The sequence below is a fragment of the Paenibacillus sp. VT-400 genome, assembly GCF_001029205.1.
GTDB classification, from domain to species: Bacteria; Bacillota; Bacilli; order Paenibacillales; family Paenibacillaceae; genus Paenibacillus; species Paenibacillus amylolyticus.
The window spans coordinates 3666347-3687335 of record NZ_LELF01000067.1 but is presented as its reverse complement, the minus strand read 5'-3'; the positions used below and the strand labels follow the sequence as shown (position 1 = coordinate 3687335).

Annotated in this window: 17 protein-coding genes; 13 read left to right on the top strand and 4 right to left on the bottom strand. The window is 47.5% G+C overall.

Features of this window, described 5'->3' with window-relative positions; genetic code table 11:
- Positions 1-69 precede the first annotated feature (69 nt).
- From EL84_RS26860 to EL84_RS26845, 4 genes are all read left to right on the top strand, one after another.
- Positions 70-1362 carry an MFS transporter gene (locus tag EL84_RS26860; protein ID WP_047843707.1) on the top strand — a complete coding sequence of 431 codons (1293 nt, stop codon included), beginning with the start codon at positions 70-72 and terminating at the stop codon, positions 1360-1362.
- Positions 1363-1615: 253 nt separating this feature from the next.
- A complete protein-coding gene (locus EL84_RS26855; protein WP_036614719.1) occupies positions 1616-2215 on the top strand; it encodes a hypothetical protein in 600 nt (199 codons plus the stop codon).
- Positions 2216-2387: 172 nt separating this feature from the next.
- Complete coding sequence (gene gndA, locus EL84_RS26850; RefSeq protein ID WP_047843706.1) at positions 2388-3797, top strand: NADP-dependent phosphogluconate dehydrogenase; 1410 nt, start codon at positions 2388-2390, stop codon at positions 3795-3797.
- Positions 3798-4389: 592 nt separating this feature from the next.
- Positions 4390-4899: a shikimate kinase gene (locus EL84_RS26845; RefSeq protein ID WP_223868845.1), complete on the top strand. Its 510-nt coding sequence runs from the start codon at positions 4390-4392 to the stop codon at positions 4897-4899.
- Positions 4900-5035: 136 nt separating this feature from the next.
- On the opposite strand, the gene EL84_RS26840 is transcribed toward EL84_RS26845, so the two are convergent.
- A complete protein-coding gene (locus tag EL84_RS26840) occupies positions 5036-5341 on the bottom strand; it encodes a rhodanese-like domain-containing protein (protein ID WP_017687407.1) in 306 nt (101 codons plus the stop codon).
- A 106-nt stretch (positions 5342-5447) separates the two neighbouring features.
- Between EL84_RS26840 and aroA the strand changes: the two genes are divergently transcribed.
- The 4 genes from aroA to ptsP all read left to right on the top strand — a co-directional run bounded on the left by aroA (position 5448) and on the right by ptsP (position 11071).
- The gene (aroA, locus tag EL84_RS26835) at positions 5448-6743 is read left to right on the top strand and encodes a 3-phosphoshikimate 1-carboxyvinyltransferase (RefSeq protein WP_047843705.1); all 1296 of its coding nucleotides are present in this window, start codon (positions 5448-5450) and stop codon (positions 6741-6743) included.
- 59 nt (positions 6744-6802) lie between these two features.
- Positions 6803-7237: a CoA-binding protein gene (locus EL84_RS26830; RefSeq protein ID WP_047843704.1), complete on the top strand. Its 435-nt coding sequence runs from the start codon at positions 6803-6805 to the stop codon at positions 7235-7237.
- Positions 7238-7433: 196 nt separating this feature from the next.
- The gene (locus tag EL84_RS26825) at positions 7434-9314 is read left to right on the top strand and encodes a glucose PTS transporter subunit IIA (RefSeq protein ID WP_036674872.1); all 1881 of its coding nucleotides are present in this window, start codon (positions 7434-7436) and stop codon (positions 9312-9314) included.
- Entirely contained in the window at positions 9311-11071 is a 1761-nt protein-coding gene (ptsP, locus tag EL84_RS26820; RefSeq protein WP_036674873.1) for a phosphoenolpyruvate--protein phosphotransferase, read from the top strand. Before EL84_RS26825 ends, ptsP begins: the two co-directional genes overlap by 4 nt.
- 120 nt (positions 11072-11191) lie before the next feature.
- On the opposite strand, the gene EL84_RS26815 is transcribed toward ptsP, so the two are convergent.
- On the bottom strand, positions 11192-11716 hold the full coding sequence (locus tag EL84_RS26815) for a type 1 glutamine amidotransferase domain-containing protein (protein WP_047843703.1): 525 nt from the start codon (positions 11714-11716) through the stop codon (positions 11192-11194).
- A 276-nt stretch (positions 11717-11992) separates the two neighbouring features.
- On the opposite strand from EL84_RS26815, the gene EL84_RS26810 reads away from it, so the two are divergent.
- From EL84_RS26810 to EL84_RS26795, 4 genes are all read left to right on the top strand, one after another.
- Positions 11993-12406 carry a hypothetical protein gene (locus EL84_RS26810; RefSeq protein WP_053061622.1) on the top strand — a complete coding sequence of 138 codons (414 nt, stop codon included), beginning with the start codon at positions 11993-11995 and terminating at the stop codon, positions 12404-12406.
- Between the two features lie 122 nt (positions 12407-12528).
- A complete protein-coding gene (ytxJ, locus tag EL84_RS26805) occupies positions 12529-12876 on the top strand; it encodes a bacillithiol system redox-active protein YtxJ (protein ID WP_036674876.1) in 348 nt (115 codons plus the stop codon).
- Positions 12877-12968: 92 nt separating this feature from the next.
- Positions 12969-13982, top strand: coding sequence for a catabolite control protein A (gene ccpA / locus EL84_RS26800; protein WP_036614690.1), 1014 nt, complete (start codon positions 12969-12971; stop codon positions 13980-13982).
- Between the two features lie 119 nt (positions 13983-14101).
- Positions 14102-14797, top strand: coding sequence for a 5'-methylthioadenosine/adenosylhomocysteine nucleosidase (locus tag EL84_RS26795; protein ID WP_047843701.1), 696 nt, complete (start codon positions 14102-14104; stop codon positions 14795-14797).
- Between the two features lie 110 nt (positions 14798-14907).
- Here EL84_RS26795 and EL84_RS26790 read toward each other — a convergent pair whose 3' ends face one another.
- The gene (locus EL84_RS26790) at positions 14908-15540 is read right to left on the bottom strand and encodes a GNAT family N-acetyltransferase (RefSeq protein ID WP_047843700.1); all 633 of its coding nucleotides are present in this window, start codon (positions 15538-15540) and stop codon (positions 14908-14910) included.
- A 299-nt stretch (positions 15541-15839) separates the two neighbouring features.
- On the opposite strand from EL84_RS26790, the gene acsA reads away from it, so the two are divergent.
- Positions 15840-17564, top strand: coding sequence for an acetate--CoA ligase (gene acsA / locus EL84_RS26785; RefSeq protein ID WP_047843699.1), 1725 nt, complete (start codon positions 15840-15842; stop codon positions 17562-17564).
- Between the two features lie 247 nt (positions 17565-17811).
- On the opposite strand, the gene EL84_RS26780 is transcribed toward acsA, so the two are convergent.
- A complete protein-coding gene (locus EL84_RS26780) occupies positions 17812-20907 on the bottom strand; it encodes a transglycosylase domain-containing protein (protein ID WP_047843698.1) in 3096 nt (1031 codons plus the stop codon).
- Between the last annotated feature and the right edge of the window lie 82 nt (positions 20908-20989).

Here is a 20989-nt window from a genome sequence, read left to right as displayed (position 1 = left end):
TTGGGCACATTCCCCACGGTTACACTAAGGATAGGGAATAGGCAAATGAACACCGAAAGGGGAAAAAGAATGCAAACCGATACAAAACCAGCCAAAATTTTGCGATCACCATTTTTTATCGCGATGTGGCTGACACTTTTTCTAGTTGAAATTATCAAAGGAGCCCTGTTGGTAGCTGTTTTGCCCGTGTATATGGACAATATACTGGGTCTGTCTGCAGGCGTCATTGGTGTGGCATTTGCTCTTCAATATCTGGGAGATAATCTGTTCCGGGCGCCTTCCGGCTGGGCAGCAGAACGGATCGGGTTCCGCGCAACGATGGTTACAGCACTAATCTGTACCTTAATCGCTGTTATTATGATCCTTTTTCTCAAAAGTGCCTTTGGACTGGCCATGGCCTGTCTCATTCTTGGCATTGGTACGTCACCACTCTGGCCTTGCGCCATGACAGGGGTGACGGCGATGTCAGGCCCACAGAACAAGAATGGTACAGCAATGGGGGCGCTGGAGATGGCTGCTCTCGGCGGAACGGGGCTTGGACCTATAGGTATGAACTGGCTGCTGGAGCGCACGCATCATGATTATCGAACTATATTCCTCGTGCTGATGGGTTGTGCCATTCTCGTTATTCTGGTGGCCATGATTCTTCCTGGACGTGTCATTGTTGAAGGAGAGCATGCCGAGCAAGCAGCGAAGAATAGTGATGTGAAATATCCAGCCAAACCGAATCTGCTCACGCCGTTCATCCGGCTGCAAAAGAGTGTGAAGGACACACTGCAACGGGTACGCAGCACGCTTAATGTTAATCCACTGGTGTATCCTGCACTGTTTATGCAGTCGTTTGTCATTGGGCTGCTCAGTCCGGTAATCACGCTATATACACGCACAGACCTGCACATCTCACCGAACCTTTACAGTTTGTTGCTGATTGCAGGTGGTGGAATAACGGTCATTGCCTTGCTGCCTGTTGGTAAAATGGTAGACAGGTTTGGCACGAAACCGTTCCTGAACGTTGGTTTTTTGATGGCGGCAGCGAGTCTGTTCGCATTCTCCTCTATAACATCCATTCCGGTGGTGTTTGGTGTTGTCATGCTCGTGGGCATCAGTTATGCCATGATTTTGCCCGCCTGGAATGCTTTTGTAGCCACACTGATTCCCAAAGGAGAGCGGGGAGCGATCTGGGGATTCTTCCTTACATTGCAGGGATCAGGCATGGTTGTAGGACCTATTGTTTCTGGACTGCTGTGGGACCACGTTAGCCATCCGGCTCCATTCATTGGCAGTGCTATCGTCATGGCAGGACTTGCCGTTGTGCACTTTGTGTTATCCCGCAATCCGTTTCGCACCGCTCCGGCCAAATAAGCAAAAGAAAAGGGAGTTCCACCAACCGTCTTGGTTGTGGAGCTCCCTTTTTCGCGTCCAATATATCATGATAATCGGGGGCTTGCCCCTGTGCGTGTGCGGAAAGCTGCAATCCGGCAGTCCTTTCGGTGAAAAATAGTCAAATAACCAAGTACCCTTACATAAAATGAAGTATAAAATAGGGTAAGCCGATTGAGTAGAAGCGATTGAAGATGAGGGCCGGAGTTGATCCGGTACAGATGGAGGGAGTGCCGTGAATAAGAGTTATGAAGTTGAATATTGCAATCTGGAGCTGCGGTTCAACCGTCGGCATATCCAAAATTTGATCAGAGACCTTATTCGTGAGGGATATTCACTATATTGGAGCGAGGACGAATCCTTTTTTATCCTGTCAGTCCGGACCGGCCGCAAGCTGGTAAAGCTCCGCTTTCAACAGACACGCACGGGGAACTACAAGATGACTGGGGATTATATCATTAAGGATGCAAAGCTTGCAGAGTGGCTGGAGAAGCTGATTGGAGATACACGCGGGCATGCGGTTGTGAAGCGGTTCAAGGATCAGCAGATGACCGTGGAGAACATTTTATTCGGTGAAGTCATTCGGCTCGTGGAAGTGTCTGGGTTCAAACAGCGTGTCATTTTTCAAAAGGAACCTGCGCCGACGGCGGAAGAGATGGAAGAAATGTTCCTCTCGCGTGAAGGCGAGGAAAGGCTCATGTTGTTGCGCATGGAAGTAGACGATGAACTGGAGCGCCTCTACACGGCCATGCAAATGGATAATATCGAAAAAGCAAATGCTTGCCGTCAAGTCTTAAAACAGTTGTCTGGACATCTGTTAATGTTGGAAGGATGACAAGATACGGCCGTATTTATGAAAATACGATGAACACCTCAGCAGATTGGGGTGTTTTCTCGTTGCGTAGCTGTGCCACGGGGTTCACTTCTATACATAAAACCGTTAAAATGGGAGTATTGTTGAGAATTTATTTCAATAAAATTAATTGGAGCAAAGGATGGAGGACCAGATGACAAAACAACAAATTGGCGTAATTGGCCTGGCTGTCATGGGCAAAAATTTGGCCCTTAACATTGAAAGCAAAGGTTTCTCAGTATCGGTATATAACCGTTCCCCGGAGAAAACCAATGATCTTCTGAAAGAAGCTGAAGGTAAAAACCTGACAGGCTCATTCTCCATTGAAGAGTTCGTAGCATCCCTGGAATCCCCGCGCAAAATTTTGATCATGGTACAAGCCGGCAAAGCAACCGACGCTACCATTGAACAACTGCTTCCTCACCTGGATGAGGGCGACATCATCATTGACGGAGGGAACGCATACTTCCCTGACACGCAACGTCGCAGCAAAGAGTTGGAAGACAAAGGCATTCGTTTCATCGGTACAGGTGTATCCGGTGGTGAAGAAGGCGCACTGAAAGGCCCTTCCATCATGCCAGGTGGACAGGAAAGTGCTTATAAACTGGTTGAACCGATCCTGACGGCGATTTCGGCCAAAGTCGGTGACGATCCATGTTGTACATATATTGGACCTGATGGTGCCGGACACTATGTGAAAATGGTGCATAACGGTATCGAGTACGGAGACATGCAGTTGATTGGTGAAGCGTACCACTTGCTCAAATCCGTATTAAACGTTTCTGTTGAAGAGCTGCACGCAATCTTTACGGAATGGAATCAAGGAGAGCTAGATAGCTACCTGATCGAAATCACAGCAGATATCTTCTCGAAATATGATCCGGAAACGGGCAAACCAATGGTTGACGTCATTCTGGACGCTGCAGGACAAAAAGGAACAGGTAAATGGACAAGCCAAAGCGCGCTGGATCTCGGCGTACCATTGTCCATGATTACGGAATCCGTATTCTCCCGTTTCCTGTCTGCGATGAAGGACGAGCGTGTAGCAGCTAGCAAAATCCTGAATGGACCAGCGACTGAAGAGTTCTCCGGTGACAAAAAAGCATTTATCGAGAGCGTGCGTAAAGCCCTCTTTGCAAGTAAAATCGTATCCTACGCACAAGGATTTGCACAAATGCGTGCAGCTTCCGACGAGTATGGCTGGGATCTGAAATACGGCAACATTGCCATGATCTTCCGCGGTGGCTGCATCATCCGTTCGCAGTTCCTGCAAAACATCAAAGAAGCTTATGATAAAGACGCAGCACTGAAAAACCTGCTCTTGGATCCTTACTTCCAAAACATCGTTGAGTCTTATCAAGGCGCATGGCGTGAAGTTGTAGCGGCTGCTGTAAAACAAGGTGTTCCGGTACCTGGCTTCTCCAGTGCTCTTTCTTACTACGACAGCTACCGTACAGAGCGTCTGCCAGCAAACTTGCTGCAAGCTCAACGTGACTACTTCGGTGCTCACACGTTCAAACGTGTGGACAAAGAAGGCAGCTTCCACCACAACTGGATGGAGTAGTACCACATATACAAGTCTATTAGATTTGGCCAAAGCGCCTTTAAGCAGGAGCTATGGCCTGCTAAGGGGCTCAAAAGAGGTTTGGCGTTCCGGTGATTGCCGGTTAACGCTGAGCCTCTTTTTTACTGTGTTATACAGTAATAGTGTTGATGGAGAAGATATGTAGCTGGTTCTAGACCTAATGAACATGAGACACTCTATTTTGGCAAAATGAGCCGGTTCTATTTTTTAACAAACTCAGAAGGCCCTATTTCAATAATTTGCAGCGAGATTTCGGTGTTTTGACGGTGATTTTCTGAAATAAGTTTACTGAGATTCGTTAGAAGTTAAACTGCGCCTATTTTGCGTAAATAAGTTCATTGGAGTTCGTTAGGTTGGTGGATGATTACTGATTGAGATGTTTGGAGGCTCAAAACTGCTTGAGGGTGATCTGACGTAGGCTTAGATGCAGGGAGTTACTTAATCTGTCTTGGAAGTACTTGCGGATGGTCGAAAGGAAGTCGGTAAGGAGATGGTCTTTCCCAGTCCGCAGGGCTGTGTTATGATAGGACAAAAGTGCTCACGAATTGCTTGAATTAAAGGAGTGTACACCTTGAGCAAGTCTAACAATATTATTCTCATTGGTATGATGGGAACCGGCAAATCAACCGTCGCTGACATGCTTGCACGTGAGCTTGGTTATCGATTGATTGATGTAGACGCCGCGGTGGAAAAAGAGGAAGGCTGTACGATTCCAGAATTGTTCACTGGCAAGGGAGAGACGTATTTCCGTGATGCCGAGAGCCGCATGTTATGCTCGATGCTGGAGAAGAAGTCACAGGTCATAGCGACCGGAGGTGGCGTGGTACTGCGTTCGGATAATTGTGACGTGATGTTGAAAAATGGTTGGGTTGTTGCCTTGACTGCTGATCCGGCAGTGATTGTAGAGCGTGTTAGTGGCTGTGACAATCGCCCACTCCTCGCAGGCAATGCAGAGGAACGCATTCAGGCAATTATGGAAGAACGGAAAGACGCATATCGGTTCGCACATTATACGGTGGATACAACCGAGTTATCCGCTGCCGAAGTGACTCGTTTAATTTTAGCACATTACCGCGTCTAAGCTTGTTATCATCGAAGTTTGATGGTTGATAGGTGGTGGCAGATATAACAAAACGGGCCATATAGGCCCGTTTCTAGGAGTGGAGCTGAGCAGAAGTCACAAGGTTACAAATGACTTCGCTTCTCTCCGGGTTACTCTAGTCTTCCTGTTGCCACTGAAGCATACCGCCGACCATGTTTGTACAGCCTTCATATCCCAGTTGCTGCAGATATTCACATGCACGCTCACTGCGGTAACCGCTACGACAGATGATCACGATCTCGCCTGACTTCTCAATCTCAGACAGTCGGTCCGGAATCTGTCCAAGCGGAATATGCTTGGCTCCTTCGATCATGCCTTGCGCGACTTCATCGTCCTCGCGGACGTCTATCATCTGCAGCTTCTCTCCCGCCTGTAAACGGCGGCGCAGCTCAGACGTTTCAATTTCAGCTATTTGTGTCATATTCAGGTCCTCTTTTCTGTATGGACTTAACGCCTATAATGATACCCAAGCGATGCACGGAATGTCAATTTGGCCACAATATAATCAATGAAGGAGAATTTCATCCATGGACGTTATTGTTAAACCAACCCCCACTCTGAACGGGGAAATCGGGGCGCTGTCCTCCAAAAATTACACAACTCGCTATTTGCTGGCTGCAGCGCTGGCAGAAGGCACAAGTACTATTCATTTCCCGGCACACAGTGAAGACAGTGACGCCATGCGCAGATGTATTCGCGATCTGGGGGCAGTACTTGAAGAAGACGATAGCAAGATTGTGATCCAGGGCTTTGGCAGTCATCCCCGTGATGTGCGTGAGTTGAATGTTGGGAATGCGGGTGCAGTACTTCGTTTCCTGATGGGCGTTACAGCGCTCTGCCCTGACGTTACATTTGTGAATACGTACCCGGATTCACTGGGCAAACGCCCCCATGATGACCTGATCGATGCGCTTGGCCAATTGGGTGTAGATGTACAGCATGAACAAGGACGCCTGCCGATTACAATCAAGGGTGGCAATGCCAAGGGTGGACACATTCGTGTATCCGGCTCCGTCAGCTCCCAATATCTGAGTGCATTGTTGTTTGTTACGCCGTTGCTTGCAGAAGACAGCACCATCGAAGTACTGAATGACCTGAAGTCCAAGGTTGTTATCGGACAGACGCTGGAAGTGCTGGAGCAGGCAGGCATCGTTATCCATGCAAGTGATGATTACATGTCCTTCCGTGTACCAGGTGGACAGGCTTACCAGCCGACGACCTACACGGTTCAAGGGGACTACCCGGGCTCGGCAGCCGTTCTTGCCGCAGCAGCGGTTACACAGTCCGATGTGAAAATTCTGCGCCTGATGGAGCAGAGCAAACAGGGTGAACGTGCCATCGTTGACGTGCTGCGCATGATGGAAGTGCCATTGACACATGAGAACGATGTTGTACACGTTCAAGGTAATGGCAGACTGAAAGCGATCGAATTCGACGGGGATGCCGCGACGGATGCTGTTTTGGCTATGGTAGCCGCAGCTGTGTTTGCGGAAGGCACGTCACGGTTCTATAATGTAGAGAACCTGCGTTACAAGGAATGTGACCGAATCACCGATTATTTGAACGAACTGCGGAAGGCAGGAGCAAACGTTGAAGAGCGTCAAGCTGAGATTATCGTACACGGACGTCCGGAAGGCGTTGAAGGCGGCGTGGAGATTAACGCTCACTACGATCATCGCGTAATTATGGCGCTCACTGTCGTTGGTCTGCGTTCCAAGGAACCGCTTCGTATTCGGGATGCACACCATGTAGCCAAGTCTTATCCGCAATATTTCGATCATTTGCAGGCGCTTGGCGCCTCGGTTCAATGGGTAAAAGAGTAAATAACTGAAAACCTGTTTTTTGAACACGCACTTTAATCAGAAAAGGATGGTGCTTGAACATGGAATTTAATAACCCTACTCGTGAAGAAATTGGACAACTTTTGCGCAAGGCAGGCAACATCGCAGTCGTCGGCTTATCAGACAAATCAGATCGCACTTCCTATATGGTGGCAGAAGCCATGCAGAGCAGAGGTTATCGCATCATCCCGGTTAATCCACAGGTGCAAGGTGAAATCCTTGGCGAGACGGTATATGCCACACTCGCGGATATTCCAGAGCCGGTAGACATTGTCAATGTGTTTCGTCGCGAAGAGTTTTGCGAGGATGTCGCTCGTCACGCCGCTGCCATCAAAGCAAATGTGCTGTGGCTGCAGCTTGGCATCCATAGTGATGAAGCGGTCCAGATTGCTGCAGAGAACGGCATGACAGCGGTAACGAATCGTTGTATCAAGGTAGAGGATTCCATCGTTCTGCGCGGCGCTGGACGCGGCTGAGAGGCTCGTTCACCTGTGATCGAATGATCTCCTGATCTGAACCAATTGAATGATTATAGGATGAATCCCGTTAACTTGAAGTTGACGGGATTTTTTCTGTTCTATTTTTGCCGTATTAATTACCAATTGGTTACTGTTTTGCTTTGACAAAACGTTGCGTAAAGCTTACCATCTAGGATAGAAAGGAGAGGTCGCCATGAATTGGCTCGGATCCTTGCAGCAGCTCGGACGAGCGGTAATGCTGCCTACAATGGTCCTGCCCGCCGCCGCAATTTTGCTCAGTGTTGGCAGTCTGCCTTGGGACGCCTGGGGATTGGATATTGTCGGTGAAGTGTCTACCGTGGCCGGACACGGTATTTTTTATTTCTTACCGTATCTGTTCGCTGTCGGTGTAGCACTGGGACTCTCCAACCAGGCCGGACAAGCGGGACTTGCTGCTCTGGCTGGTATCGTGATATATGATCAGGTAACTCGGAACTTCGGGGATGGCACCGTTCAGCCCGCTTCCTTAATCGGAATCATACTCGGCGCGCTTGCCGGTGGGATGCATAATCGGTTTAAAAGCATTAAACTGCCTGAAATTTTACAATTTTTTGGAGGTTCAAGGTTTGTTTTGCTCATTGTCGGACTCTGTTCGGCATTGTTCTCCTGTTTTATGTTATGGCTCGCTCCGATCCTACAGCATGGATTGAACGGCATTGCTACCTGGGAATACAGTCTCGGGGGTTTTGGACTGTTCATCTACGGAGTGTTATACAGGGTTCTGGTTGCTTTTGGGCTTCATCACCTGCTTAACAATGTGTTTTGGTTCCAGTTAGGGACGTTTGAGACGCCTGATGGTAACATTGTGCAAGGGGATTTGCCCCGATTTTTTGCAGGTGATCCAACAGCAGGATTCTTTATGGCGGGTCTGTTTCCCATCATGATGTTTGCCATTCCGGCAATTGCCTTTGCTATTATTCAGGAAGCCAGGGAAGATCTGAAACCAAAAATTAAGAAAACTTTTCTGACATCGGCACTCGTTTGTTTTCTAACCGGGGTATCGGAACAGATTGAGTTTGCTTTTTTGTTCGCAGCACCTTATCTGTTCATCGTGCATGCAGTGATGTCCGGCGTTGCCATGTGGATTAGTTACTGGCTTGATATCCGGCATGGATTTTCTTACTCCGCAGGTATTATTGATTACATACTCAATTTCCATCTATCGGAGAATGCTTGGAAGCTCATTCCGATTGGCATACTATATGGGCTGGTTTACTACTTCCTGTTCCGATGGGCGATTCGTACGTTCAAGATTCCAACACCAGGACGTGAAGAGGGCTCCATGCTGGAAGATTGGGTAGGTAACATTCCTTATCAGGCACCTTTAATCCTCGAAGCATTGGGTGGGAAGAGTAACATTGTACAGGTTGAAGCATGTATTACACGCCTTCGCCTGACTGTGCATGATGACCGCCTGATCGACACGGGTGCCATGAAGAGTATGGGGTCCGCTGGACTGATCAAGCTGGGTGGCGGTAACGTACAGGTGGTATTCGGGACCTACTCGGAATTGATTCGGGAAGAAATCGCGAAGCTGCTGGAAAGAGATCTGCAACAGGTTCTGTTCTGTGCCCCCGTTCAGGGCAAAATGCTCCCGATTGAAGAGGTGCCGGATCAGATCTTTGCAGCCAAGCTTGTCGGTGATGGTGTAGCCTTTGTCCCGGAAAAGGGAGAGCTGGTCTCACCCGTGTACGGAACGATTATGCACTTGTACCCGACCATGCATGCCTTGGGTATATCTACCCGTGAGGGGCTTGAAGTGTTGCTGCATATCGGCATCGATACCTCTCAGTTGAAAGGCCATTTTGAAGCTTTTGTTCAGGAGGGCGATACGGTGGAGCCGGGGCAGTTGTTGATCAAGTTTGATCTGGCAGTACTCCGCGAGCAAGCGGCGTCACTAACAACACCAATGGTAATTACGAATCCAGATCGTGTAAAATCATGGAGTTTTGCTCCATTTAAGCAAGTTAAGAAAGGTCAGGCATCCGTTATGTCCGTGGTGCTCTATGACAGGAACGTTGGAGGGGTAGAATGAAGATACAAGGCATCAACGGAGCTGCAGGCATAGCCATCGGCAAAGCATTTGTCCTGCCCAGTTGGGAATGGGATCTGCCGGATCAGAAGATGGATTCGGTGGATCTCGCCCAAGAGTTCGAACGGCTGTATGAGGGCATACGGACATCAAAGGATGAGATCGAATATATCAAAAATGAGTTCAAGGAAGTTGTTGGTCCAGAGGAGTCCAGTATCTTTGATGCACATCTGGCAATCCTGGAAGATCCGGTATTCATGAACGAAATTCGCGGCATTATTGAGCGTCAATACAAGGCAGCAGAAGTGGCGGTCAAAGAAGCCATAGACCATTTTGTCACGATGTTTGACTTGCTGGAAGACGAGTATATGAAGGAGCGGGCCATTGACATCAAGGATGTGGGGAACCGTCTGCTCAAGCATTTGCTCGGTGCACCGGAGATTACACTTCCTTCGGATACTCAGCCGTATGTACTCGTTGCCAAAGAACTGTCGCCATCTCAACTGGCGCATCTGAATCCCACCCATGTATTAGGCATTGTGACCTTGATTGGTGGGAAAACATCACATTCCGCGATTATGGCTCGTGCCCTTGGCATTCCTCTCGTTTCCGGTCTGGAAGCGAGTCTTGGCATGCCAGTAGAGACAGGGGATATGCTTGTGGTGGATGGTGACAATGGCTTGGTATTTACAGACCCGGATCGCAAGACAATTGAACGGTATACCATGCTTCGCAGCAAACAACTGAAGAAAAAGGAACAACTTCAAGTCCTTGCTACCGTGGATGCCGTAACCAAAGATGGGGCCGTTTTGCACTTGGCTTCCAATATCAGTTCGGTGAAGGAATTGGACCTTGCTTTGAAACAAGGAGCCAAAGGTGTGGGCTTGTTCCGAACAGAATTCTTGTATATGGACCGTGCTACGTTCCCTGGTGAGCAAGAACAGTATGAGGTGTACCGTCTTGTGGCAGAGAAAACAGCAGGACAATCGGTTGTTATTCGTACACTGGATATCGGTGGTGACAAGCAACTCGATTACTTTGAATTGCCGGAGGAAGACAATCCGTTTCTGGGTTACCGTGCAATTCGGATTAGTCTCGACCGCAAGGATCTGTTCAAAACACAGCTTACAGCCATTCTGCGTGCCAGCGCGGCCGGAAATGTCAAAATCATGTATCCGATGATCTCTTCGGTGGAAGAGCTTCAGCAGGCCAATGAGATTCTTCGTGAGGCGATGTCCGATCTGGACGAGCGGGGATTATCATACGACCCTCACATTCAGGTGGGAATTATGATCGAAGTTCCTGCAGCGGTGATGATTGCTGATCTGCTCGCAGAGGAAGCTGATTTCTTCAGTATTGGTACGAACGACCTGGTTCAATATGTACTTGCAGTAGATCGAATGAATGAGCAGATTGCTCATATGTATCACCCCTATCATCCAGCTGTTCTGCGGATGCTTCGTGCGACAGCAGATGCGGCTCATACGGCTGGAATTGATGTCAGTGTGTGCGGAGAGATGGCAGGGGACGAACGTGCCATTCCGCTTTGGTTGGAGCTTGGCATTCGCCACTTGAGTATGTCTCCACAATCCTTGTTACGTGTGAAGCACAGAGTGCTGAACACAACAGCATCGACCGCCAAAGAAGAAGCGCGAAAGTGCTTCGCCTTACGGACCAGCGGAGATATTGAGGAGCGACTGCAAGTCTTTAATGACTCCACGGGAAGTCCGGATGAACAAAGTGGTTCGAACGCATCGTAATTAGGATAACTGGATATAAATACCTTTAAGTTAATATATTTACATTTGTGATAATTATTTGTTGGAAACCTTGTTATATAAAATAACCCCACTGTGCATGAGAGCACAATGGGGCTATTTTTATTTGTCAGCGAGTGCATCACAGAATGCCTTGCCATAAGGGGGAAGGTCAGGCGGACGGCGTGCTGAGATGATATGTCCATCAACAACAACGGCTTCATCTTTCCAGATAGCACCTGCATTTTCCATGTCATCCCGAATGCCTGGTGTAGAGGTTACTGTAACCCCGTCCAGAATTTTGGCAGAAATCAGCACCCAGCCCGCATGACAGATCTGTCCAATCGGTTTCCGGTCTGCATTCATTTCCTTCACAAGCTCCAGTACTTTGGGATAACGACGCAGCTTGTCTGGCGCCCAACCGCCTGGCACGAGAATGCCATCGTAATCTGAACTGTCGAGTTCATCGAAACTGTATTCGGATTCAGCAGGCACACCATATTTGCCAATATAGGTTTTTCCTTTTTTCTCTCCAGCAAGATGCACTTCTGCACCTTCTTCACGAACTCGATGTACAGGGTACCACAATTCTAAATCCTCGAATTCTTCATCGACCAGAGCGATGACTTTTTTGCCGGTTAATCTCATGTCCATCTCTCCTTTTTGTGGTGATTAGGTCTGTTGCGTCTTTAATTGTAACAGATTCTCCAAGGGACTTCATGGAAGTGCATATTCAGTTTGGAGGAAGCGATTACAAGTCAGTAACTGCCTGCATTCGACAACCTTCATCTGGAGGGAGTGGTAATTTGTGCAACCTTTCGTTTATAGCAGGATTTGAGCCGAAATAGGTCGAATGGTACTTATATAGAGTATAGAACGAATGAGGTGATGGTGGTGCGCAAGTCGTGCAGATGTGGACATGTAATGGAGTTGGAATTAAGAACAGTGGTGTACGCCAAAAAAGTGGAGATTCGAAACGTACCCGTATTTGCGTGTACAGACTGTGTATCATATGAAGTGCTTCCGCCGGTCAAGCCGGACTTAAAAGAATGCATAAACACATTGGGTGAACAGCCCGTGAAGCAAGACGTATCTTTTGGTGAACGTAATGAACTGGCAGACCTGTTTCATGAGTTACTGCTGGCCTGGCCGGATGCGACCGATCGGGAGATGGAACATCGTATGCAGCAAGCAGTGGAGGAGCGTATCAATCTGCTGCTGGACATTATGGGTTACGCAACGAAGTCTGGTGATGCAGCGTGGATGGAGACCACGGAGCGTAGATTAAGTCAATTATCCGGATTTGTGTGGCAGGAGTACTTCTCAAATGCTGTCTAATTTTGACGTGTAAAATGCTTGTTTTCATGAAAATTGGCTTTTTCGCGCACTTTTTGTTAAGATATCGAAGAGTGAAAACGCTCAACATAGCGGTATTCCTGGTAAAGGGGGATGTATATCTAATGGCTGACATGACTAAAATGACAAGTATTGAACAGCTAAACTCCGCAGTGGAGGCTACCAAGGATCAACCCTTGCTTCTGTTTAAGCATAGCACGCGCTGTCCGATCAGCTCAAACGCTTATCAGGAGATGAACGATTATTTGCTTAACAATGCCAATGAACAAGTGAAATATGGCATCATCTATGTTGTGGAAGATCGCCCGGTATCCAATGAAGCAGCAGACAAGCTGGGTGTTAAGCACGAATCTCCACAGGCGATCCTGATTAAAAAGGGAATTCCTGTATGGCATACTTCCCATTCAGATATTACTAGAACCACACTTACGAATGTTTTGAGTGAGTCCTAAAGCCTATTTTAATTGATTAATGCAAAAATTTGTCGTAATATAAATCTTAATGAAAATGGTATGAAAATTTACTGGTAATGGAGAGAAGTACTGTGACGGTAACCATTTATGATGTGGCACGTGAAGCTGGAGTGTCTATGGCAACGGTATCACGGGTAGTTAATAATAACCCTAATGTCAAACCGCAAACGCGGAAAAAAGTATATGAAGCCATCGAACGATTGGGATATCGTCCGAATGCGGTAGCCAGAGGTCTGGCAAGCAAGAAGACAACCACGGTCGGGGTTGTTATTCCAGATATTTCGAACTCAACCTTCGCGGAGATTGCCCGCGGAATTGAAGATATTGCGAATATGTATCACTACAATATTATTTTGTGTAATGCAGACAAGAAGAAAGAAAAAGAAATTCGTGTTATTAACACGTTGCTCGAAAAACAAGTAGACGGACTGCTCTTCATGGGTGGAACAGTAACGGACGAACATATTCAGGCGTTCCAGTCTGCGGCTGTGCCGATTGTACTTTGTGCAACAAGTGATGAGAAGGGCACATTCCCTTCAGTGGATATTGATCATGAGGCGGCTGCGTTTGACGCGGTAAACACCCTGATTCGTCATGGACACAAGGAAATTGCGATGATCAGTGGTACACTGCAAGATCCTGCGAATGGATATGCCCGTTTCCAAGGATACAAAAAAGCACTGGAAGCAGCGGGGATTGAATACCAGGAGGATCTTGTTCGAATCGGTAACTATCGATATGAATCCGGTGTGGAAGCAATGAAATATTTCCTTGGACTCAAGAAAAAACCATCAGCTATCTTTGCTGCTACAGATGAAATGGCCATTGGTGCCATTCACAGCATTCAGGATGACGGTCTGAAAGTACCGGATGACTTCTCCATTATTAGTGTGGATAACATCCGTATGGCTTCCATGGTGCGTCCTCAGTTGACAACAGTGGCTCAGCCAATGTACGACCTTGGCGCAGTAGCGATGCGTTTGCTGACCAAGTTGATGAAGAAAGAAAATGTGGAGAACCCACGGGTTATTTTGCCGCATGAAACGATTCTTCGTCTGTCTGTAAGTCACGCAGATGTAGTTTAATCGGGATTATATACAGTAAGGGAGAAGTCATTCTCTCTACATAGTGGATATGCGAAAGCTCCGGAGACGGAGCTTTTGTGCTGAATTAGTTTAAAAATGAAAACAGGGGGTATCAGAAGATGCGTGAAACGATTGGTATTATCGGAGCGATGGATGAGGAAGTCGAGCTTTTGCTGGCAGGTATGAAGCAGCTTGAGACGGTCAAACAAACCGGCATTACATACGTTGCGGGCGAGTGGCTGGGCAAGCAAATTGTCGTGTGCAAATCCGGCGTAGGTAAAGTAAATGCAGCGGTTACAACGCAGATCTTGATTGATCGTTTTCAAGTTAATCGCATTATCTTCACAGGTGTTGCGGGTGCAGTTAACCCCGATCTGAACATCGGAGATATGGTTATATCGTCTGTATGTGTTCAGCACGACATGGATGTAACGCCACTGGGGTTCGCACGCGGGGTTATTCCTTACCAGGAGACATCTGCATTCCCTGCCGAGGCTTCGCTTATTACACTGGCTGAAGAAGCGTGTAAAGCACAGGGAGCCAATTACCTGATCGGTAAAGTGTTATCTGGAGACCAATTTATTGCGAACAAAGATACGGTTAACATGTTATATACTGAAATGGACGGTGCTTGTGCCGAGATGGAAGGGGCAGCAGTTGCTCAGGTCTGTTACATGAATCGTGTACCGTTCGTTGTCCTGCGTGGGATGTCAGATAAAGCGGATGGTTCGGCGCATGTTAACTTTGCTGAATTTACCGTGGAATCTTCGCAGCGTTCACATCGTATTGTGGAACATATGTTAGAAAATATGTAATGACAGTAACTTGAAAAACCGCCCTTCGTTTAGCTGTTCCATGAAGTATGGAGCAACGCTGCGAGAGGCGGTTTTTGTTATGTATATCGTTTTTTGAACAGATCATTGAATTAGTACATGAACCGATGGCGGAAGCGTACACGATCAAACTGTTCTTCCGATGTGATGGGCACCTGACTTCCGATACGTACCATCAAACAGTTCGCAGGATGTGAACAGATTTCGGGGTCGTCTGTTGCATACCAGGTCATGTCGATCGTTTCCATCAGCCTCTCCATCATTTTGCGATAATCCCATACGTTTAGTCCGCTGCCCTTCAGATCCCAATGCCAATAATATTCTGTGGTGAAAATAATGTAGTTCTCCATGTATTTATCTTCCAAAGCGGTAAGTAACATCTCACGTCCAATGCCAAGCGAGCGATAGTCGTCCGCAACCTCGATTGCCCCAAGCTCAATAAGATCAGTCATATTACCCTCGGACCAGCGTTCACAATCATCCGCATAGTGAAAGGTTACATAACCGATAATCGTTTCATTTTCATGTGCAATGATAATTCTCCCTTCAGGTAATGCTGCGATCTCGGCCAAAGCTTCCTGCTGCTCCATTGGGCGCCGAAAGGCATCCAGATCCGGATGGAAAGCAAGATGGGTTATCTCCTCGGCCTGCACGGGGCCTTCCACAGTAATTCGGTGGCCGGACTTGAAGATGGAACGCATATGATGTTCTTTGATATGTTCCATGGTTCATGCTCCTCTCTTTCCTACTTATAGAGGGTGTTCTTCAAAAAAGAACGTTATAGCAAAAATCCAAAAAATTGAAAAGCCATAGACGACAATTGAAAAGATTTGCTATAATTGCGTAGACAAAAAATGTTCACAATTCAATACAGTATAGTTAACATCTGTTTGGCCGAGCAAGTACATGATGAGAAGTTCTCTCTACTAATGTAAGCGCTAACTGGAAGTTCAGTCAACACAAAGGCAATGAGAAGTGACCCCTAACGGGAATCGAAATGTCGAGTTGAAGGAGGCTGGCAAGCATGAGTCAAGCACATGGTGAGATGCTGCAAACGGTTGTGTCTGAATCTAATCTGGGCGATTACACGGAGGCGAGAAGCCGGTTCGATTGGGAATCGGTGGAAAGGCACTTTACGTGGCACGCCAGCGGAAAAGTAAACATGGCGCATGAAGCGATTGATCGTCATGTACTGGAAGGAAGGGGCGGAAAAACCGCTTTATTGTATAGCGATGCTTCACGTGAAGAGTCCTATACTTTTGCTGATCTGAGTGAACAGTCGAGTCGGTTCGGGAACGTTCTCCGCAAATATGGCATAGCCAAAGGGGAACGAGTGTTTATTTTTATGCCTCGAAGTCCTGAGCTGTATTTTAGTCTCCTGGGTATATTGAAAGCTGGAGCCATCGCGGGCCCGTTGTTCGAAGCTTTTATGGAAACGGCTGTGAAGGATCGGCTGGAGGATAGCGGAGCAGTAGCACTCGTAACAACTCCGGAATTGCTAAAACGCATCAAACGTTCCGAATTGCCCGAGCTCAAACATATATTTATCGTGGGTGGGGGCGTGCAGACTGAAGAAGGACTCATTGATTTTGATGCAGAGATGTCTGCCGCTTCGGATGAGATGGAAGTAGAGTGGCTGAATCGTGAGGATGGTTTGCTTATTCATTATACCTCAGGCTCTACGGGTAAACCCAAAGGGGTGTACCATGTTCAAAATGCCATGATTCAGCACTATTATACAGGTAAGGTTGTTCTGGATTTACGTGAGGATGATGTGTACTGGTGCACTGCTGACCCAGGTTGGGTGACAGGGACTTCTTACGGTATCTTTGCTCCATGGCTCAACGGAGTGACCAATGTGATACGGGGTGGGCGTTTCAGCCCTCAAGATTGGTACAGCACTATCCAGAAGAACAAAGTCACGATCTGGTACAGTGCACCAACGGCCTTCCGTATGCTGATGGGAGCGGGAGAAGAGACCATTGCCCAGCATGATCTGAGCAGTCTGCGTCATGTCATGTCTGTCGGTGAACCGCTCAATCCGGAGGTTGTTCGTTGGGGGTGGAAAGCCTATGGTCAGCGAATTCATGATACATGGTGGATGACGGAAACAGGTGCACAGCTGATCTGTAACTATCCCGGAATGCCGATCAAACCTGGCTCCATGGGACGTCCGTTGCCTGGAATCGAAGCAGCGATTATTGATGATCGCGGGCAGGAATTGCCGCCATACAGTATGGGTAATCTGGCCATACGGGCGCCTTGGCCATCCATGATGGCGAAGATCTGGAATAACCCTGTGAAATACGAGGAGTATTTCAGGCTTACGGGTTGGTATGTATCCGGTGACTCCGCTTATATGGATGAAGAAGGATATTTCTGGTTCCAGGGACGAATTGATGATGTGATTAATTCGTCAGGCGAGCGTATCGGCCCCTTTGAGGTCGAGAGCAAGCTTGTGGAGCATCCTGCGGTAGCAGAGGCGGGTGTAATCGGTAAGCCGGATGTGACACGTGGGGAGATCATCAAGGCCTTTGTGGCGCTTCGTGAAGGATATGAGGCGACACCGGAGCTGAAAGAAGAGATCTATCGTTTTGTCAAAGAGGGCCTGTCTGCCCACGCTGCTCCGCGTGAGATTGAGTTTAAGGATAAACTGCCCAAGACACGTTCCGGCAAGATCATGCGCCGTGTCCTGAAAGCCTGGGAGCTTGATCTGCCAACAGGAGATCTATCCACCATTGAAGACTAACGCGACAATGCAAGGATCATCAATGTGTTGGTATCGATGGTGATACATTGAGTAGTGGGGAAGAAGTTACTCTTCTGTGGTTCCGAATACAGTGACTCTACCCATTAAAATCGGTTGTAAAAGCCTGCTTTATGCCAATGGCATGAAGCAGGCTTTTTTAGCTGCTGCCTGCTGCACATGCAAATAAAAAGCCACACTCTCAGATATGGTCTGAGAATGCGGCTTGTTTTGGATCGCTATGCCTGAATCAGGGTTGAAAATGTAGGGCTGCAGAAGGCTCGGATTCACCCGCACTGTTGCTGGCAGATACCTTGAACCATCCACTGGTCGATGCGGGTACTCCATAATCCATGGTATTTCCCGCTGTTGTTCCAATTTTGGTGTAAGGAGCTGAGCCTGTTTCACTGTAATATACAGTATAACTATCTGCGTTTGGACTGGCCGCCCATTGAATACGCAGTCCTTGAGTGAGGGCAGATACGCTGACTTGACCAGGTGTGCCTGGGGCTGTCGTTGTTGTATTATCGGTCTGCGTTTCTCCCGGCGTAACGACTGTACCAGGAACTTCAATCGGTTGATCAATCTCTTCTTCCACAGGGGGAGCTACACCAGCACTATTTACTGTAGCGCTAGGAGCAGATTCTCTGCCGGCAACATCCACTGCCGTTACATAGAAGGCGAAGTTACCGCCTTGCGCTGCATATGCAGAAAATGATCTGGATTCACCGGCCAAGACAACCTGGCCCTGGTTCTGGAATCCTCCACCGTTTACAGAACGGTACAGACGATAACCCACGACATCATTTTCAGGTGTGGCATTAAATGTAATGACTGCTCTGTCACCCGAGGTTGAGATGCGTACGTTGCCTGGTGCATCAGGAGCTTTGCCGTTATCTGTCCTTGGATCAATCTGTGTTGGCATGTCTGCACCAGCATCTTCAGGAAGATAATAAGCAAGTGACTCATGTCGACTCATACGTGAGAATGCATTTTGCAATTCTTTGATGAGATCCGAGATTGGTTTTTTACGCTTGATTACTGTTTTTTCCTTCAACATGTCCGAAGGTGTTCCGTCACGCGGAATATAGTTTACACCATTGTAAGTAATGTACTTGGCTTTGGCTACACCATCATCGCTATCCTTCGGAACAAACTTGCTGTTGAAAATATCCGTAACAAATTTGTCAGTCATGGATGTTGGCAACTTGCCACTGTATGCAGACACCGTGCGCGTTTCGATGCCAGATGGTTTTTTGAACGAATCCGTAACGAACAGATCTTTTTGCGTATCGATCACTTCGTTCAGGATTTTCGACCACAGTTGCTGCGCACGTTTTCTCTGTGATTTACTTTCCAGCGTATTCACGGGCTGTTTGTATCCAACCCACACGCCAAGTGTGACATCTGGTGTATAACCTTCAAACCAGACATCTGCGTAGTTTTGAGTGGAACCCGTTTTACCTACGATTGGCACACTCTTGGAATATTTGTAATTTTCACGTACTTTATCTGCCGTTCCTTCTGTAATAACGGTCCGCAGCATATCGGTCATCAGGTATGCTGTCTGCTCCGAGAAAGCTTGGACAGGTTCAGTATCGTGTTTATAAACGATGTTTCCTTTGGAATCTACAATTTTGCTAATCATGTAAGAATCGTTATATACACCCTTATTGGCGATAGCACCATAGGCACTGGTTAATTCTTCAACGGTTACACCGTATTGGAGACCTCCGAGAACACCAGTCTGAGCCTGATAGTCTTCCTTCTGAATGGTGGTAATCCCCAGTTTCTTGGCGAAGGTCCAAGCCTTCTCGATCCCTACTTCTTCATTAAACAACTTCAGAGCCGGTATATTGAGAGAATAATTCAGTGCTCTGCGGGCAGTGACGAGTCCCTGATACCGGTTGTTGGCATTCTTGGCAATGTGGTATCCGCTCGGACCATTTTTGAGAATGATCGGTGAGTCATCAATAATTGAAGCTGGCTGAACAAGACCTTCATCTAGCGCAGGAAGATAAGCGGCTATAGGTTTCATCGTTGAACCTGGCTGGCGTATCATCTGCGTTGCGTAGTTCATCTGTTCATCCTGGAAATCCCGACCCTCAATCATCCCCAGAATTGCACCGGTTTTGTGATTAATCAGCATGGCAGCAGTTTGTTCTTTTCCTTTGACAGGATCATCTGCTGAGAAATTGCTGTCATCTTCCGCAATGGTACGCATCGTTTTGTAGATGCTTTTGTTGATGGTCGTGTATATACGATATCCACCTGTCCGCAGTTGCGTCTGAGCTTCCTCTAATAATGCACTGCTTTCCTTCTGAGGTGTGGCTGCATCCTTAGCTTTGTCTGCAGATTCAGCTGTGTCGGAATTCAACTGTTTCATCAAAATCTGTGCAGCTTGTCGTTCCGTTTCCATCATAAGATATGGATAAGTGTTGTAAGCCTTGATGGTCTTCGGAGCGAGTGAGCTTTTGATATCAAAAGCTAGAGCATCGTCATGCTCGGACTGATTGATTTTGCCCAGTTCAAGCATACGGCGCAGTACCAGATGCTGACGGTTGATTGCGCGGTCAAAATTCTCCTCTACAAAATCACCTTTACCGTTAAAAGCGGAGTAAGAGGAGGGGAGTTGTGGCAATCCAGCAAGATAAGCAGCTTGAGCGATGTTGATTTTTTCCAGATCGTTAATATTGAACAATCCTTTGGCGGCTGCTTTGATTCCGTAAACGTTGTATCCGCTGGAACCATTTCCAAAAGGAACTTTGTTCAGATAGGCAGTCATGATCTCGTCTTTGGTCAGGAAACGTTCGAGTCGGAGTGAGAGCAAAATTTCTTTCACTTTCCGATCTTCCGTGCGATCCAGATTCAAAAACACACGACGCGCCAATTGCTGAGTCAGTGTACTACCGCCGGTTTGTACTGATTCTTTCAGCACTTTCTGTTTCACGGCACGTAGGGTTCCGCTCATGTCTACACCTTTATGTTCGTAAAAATGATTGTCTTCAATTGAAACGACAGCATCAATAACCTTTTGTGGGATCTGGTCCGTAGTGACCGGACGCCTGTCTTCTTCCGTACGTAATTGACCGATCGGACTGCCGTCGGCAAAGTAAGCAAAGCCTGTGATGGAGTTTTCGCTGACTTTTTGTTCAATCAGGGCCCTTGAACGGACAGGCTCGTCTTTCACAATGGAACTGACGTATCCCATCAAAGCACCGCCTACAAATAGTGCCCCCATAAATCCAAGGACAACCATCCATTTGACGAAACTTCCCAGTCTGCGGGCAAAGCTGCGTTTGCGTACAGGCTGTTCATCGGGCTTTTTCTTATTAACATCAACCATTCAGTGTCTTCCTCCTTTTAACAGCACTTATTATAGCATAAAAAGGCGGGTTTGCATGCCTGAGAAATACAAGTAATGGTCG

What these genes read in the sequence shown, in the direction of transcription:
- EL84_RS26815 (WP_047843703.1), bottom strand. Translation starts at nt 11,716, where the DNA reads ATGAGATTAACCGGCAAAAAAGTCATCGCTCTGGTCGATGAAGAATTC.
- EL84_RS26860 (WP_047843707.1), top strand. Translation starts at nt 70, where the DNA reads ATGCAAACCGATACAAAACCAGCCAAAATTTTGCGATCACCATTTTTT.
- EL84_RS26790 (WP_047843700.1), bottom strand. Translation starts at nt 15,540, where the DNA reads ATGGAACATATCAAAGAACATCATATGCGTTCCATCTTCAAGTCCGGC.
- ytxJ (WP_036674876.1), top strand. Translation starts at nt 12,529, where the DNA reads ATGGCTGACATGACTAAAATGACAAGTATTGAACAGCTAAACTCCGCA.
- gndA (WP_047843706.1), top strand. Translation starts at nt 2,388, where the DNA reads ATGACAAAACAACAAATTGGCGTAATTGGCCTGGCTGTCATGGGCAAA.
- EL84_RS26795 (WP_047843701.1), top strand. Translation starts at nt 14,102, where the DNA reads ATGCGTGAAACGATTGGTATTATCGGAGCGATGGATGAGGAAGTCGAG.
- EL84_RS26810 (WP_053061622.1), top strand. Translation starts at nt 11,993, where the DNA reads ATGGAGTTGGAATTAAGAACAGTGGTGTACGCCAAAAAAGTGGAGATT.
- EL84_RS26780 (WP_047843698.1), bottom strand. Translation starts at nt 20,907, where the DNA reads ATGGTTGATGTTAATAAGAAAAAGCCCGATGAACAGCCTGTACGCAAA.
- aroA (WP_047843705.1), top strand. Translation starts at nt 5,448, where the DNA reads ATGGACGTTATTGTTAAACCAACCCCCACTCTGAACGGGGAAATCGGG.
- EL84_RS26830 (WP_047843704.1), top strand. Translation starts at nt 6,803, where the DNA reads ATGGAATTTAATAACCCTACTCGTGAAGAAATTGGACAACTTTTGCGC.
- EL84_RS26840 (WP_017687407.1), bottom strand. Translation starts at nt 5,341, where the DNA reads ATGACACAAATAGCTGAAATTGAAACGTCTGAGCTGCGCCGCCGTTTA.
- ptsP (WP_036674873.1), top strand. Translation starts at nt 9,311, where the DNA reads ATGAAGATACAAGGCATCAACGGAGCTGCAGGCATAGCCATCGGCAAA.
- EL84_RS26825 (WP_036674872.1), top strand. Translation starts at nt 7,434, where the DNA reads ATGAATTGGCTCGGATCCTTGCAGCAGCTCGGACGAGCGGTAATGCTG.
- acsA (WP_047843699.1), top strand. Translation starts at nt 15,840, where the DNA reads ATGAGTCAAGCACATGGTGAGATGCTGCAAACGGTTGTGTCTGAATCT.